The sequence below is a fragment of the Micromonospora sicca genome, from assembly GCF_003172935.1.
Taxonomy (GTDB): domain Bacteria; phylum Actinomycetota; class Actinomycetes; order Mycobacteriales; family Micromonosporaceae; genus Micromonospora; species Micromonospora sicca.
Genome location: NZ_QGKS01000046.1, coordinates 1 through 1,498, shown reverse-complemented (window position 1 = coordinate 1,498; position 1,498 = coordinate 1). Strand labels below are relative to the sequence as shown.

The following is a 1,498-nucleotide window of genomic DNA, read 5'->3' as shown; positions in this document are numbered from 1 at the left end:
GTACGTGTTCAGCCTGAGGTGAGTCGCTGATCGGGACCTGTTGTCCACTGTGGCTGGCGTGCTGGCATGATCTTCGGGTGTCGTCCGAGCCGCAGCGTCCCTCTTATGAGGATCTTGTGGGGATGCTGGCTGAGTTGGGGGCCAGGGTTGAGCGGCTGGAGGCGGAGAACGCCGAGTTGAGGCGTCGGTTGGGGTTGAACTCGACGAACTCCTCGAAGCCTCCGTCGTCGGATGGGTTGGGTCGGCGGACGCCGAAGCCGACCGGTGGGGGGTCTGGTCGGCGTCGGGGTAAGCAGCCGGGTTCGTCGGGGTCGACGCTGCAGTTGATCTCGGATCCGGATCACACGGTGGTGCACCGGCCGGATCGGTGTGTGAACGCGGCGTGCGGTGCGGACCTGGTTGATGCGGTGGAGTTCGGGCGTCAGCGCAGGCAGGTCTTCGAGTTGCCTGAGCCGCGGATGGTGGTCACCGAGCATCAGGTTGTGGCGGTGTTGTGCGGGTGTGGGCAGGTCAGTGAGGGTGAGGCCCCGGTCGGGGTGACCGGTCGGGCGCAGTACGGGACCGGCGTCAAAGCTGCGGCCGTATATGGGCGGGGGGCGCAGTTCCTGCCGTTCGCGCGGGTGTCACGGCTGCTGGGTGATCTGTGCGGGGCGCCCGTGTCGATCGGGTTCGTGCACGCGGTGGTCGCTGAGGCGGCCCGCCGGCTGGGCCCGTTCACCTCACACCTGGCCGCGTTGCTGCACGTGGAGCGGGTGCTGCACGTCGATGAGACTCCGGCGCGCCTGGGCGGTGGGTTCAAGTACGTGCACGTGGCCTGCACCCCGGGGTTGACGTTGTTCCACGTCGGCGGGCGCAGCAAGGCCGACATCGACGCCGGTGGGGTGTTGCCCGGCTTCGACGGCACCATCGTGCGTGACGGCTACGCCGCTTACCAGCACCTGAGCGACGCCGAGCACGCCTGGTGCGGGGCGCATCTGATCCGTGACCTGCGTGCCGTGCACGAGCAGGATCCGGCCGGCCAGCAGTGGGCGGAGGTGATGGCCGACACGCTGCTCATGGCCAAGGCGATGACCGAGCAGGCCGTCGCGGCCGGCCGGGAGGCGTTGACCGACGCCGAGATCAGCCACATCCGGGCCTGCTACGCCGGCGCGATCGCCTACGGCCGCCAACAGAACCCACCCAACCGCCACGGCGAGCTGTCCCGGGCCGGGAAGCTGGCCGAGCGTTTCCACACCTACCGCGGCATGATCCTGCGGTTCGTCGTCGACCTGGCCGTGCCGTTCACCAACAACCAGGCCGAACGTGATCTTCGTCCGGTCAAGCTGCAGCAGAAGATTTCCGGGACCTGGCGAACCCTGCAAGGACTCGCTGACTTCGCCGCGGTCCGCTCCTACCTGTCCACCGCCGCCAAGCACGGCCTGGACGCACTCGACGTGCTCAAACAGCTGTTCACCACCGGACCGTGGATGCCCCCAGCTCACTCAAGCTGAATACGTAC

The 1,498-nt window shown here is 68.0% G+C and carries 1 protein-coding gene; it reads left to right on the top strand.

Annotated elements, in window-relative coordinates:
* The first annotated feature begins 122 nt into the window (after nt 1-122).
* The gene (gene tnpC, locus DKT69_RS00300) at nt 123-1,490 is read left to right on the top strand and encodes an IS66 family transposase (protein WP_109799602.1); all 1,368 of its coding nucleotides are present in this window, start codon (nt 123-125) and stop codon (nt 1,488-1,490) included.
* Nucleotides 1,491-1,498 lie beyond the last annotated feature (8 nt).

What these genes read in the sequence shown, in the direction of transcription:
- tnpC (WP_109799602.1), top strand. Translation starts at nt 123, where the DNA reads ATGCTGGCTGAGTTGGGGGCCAGGGTTGAGCGGCTGGAGGCGGAGAAC.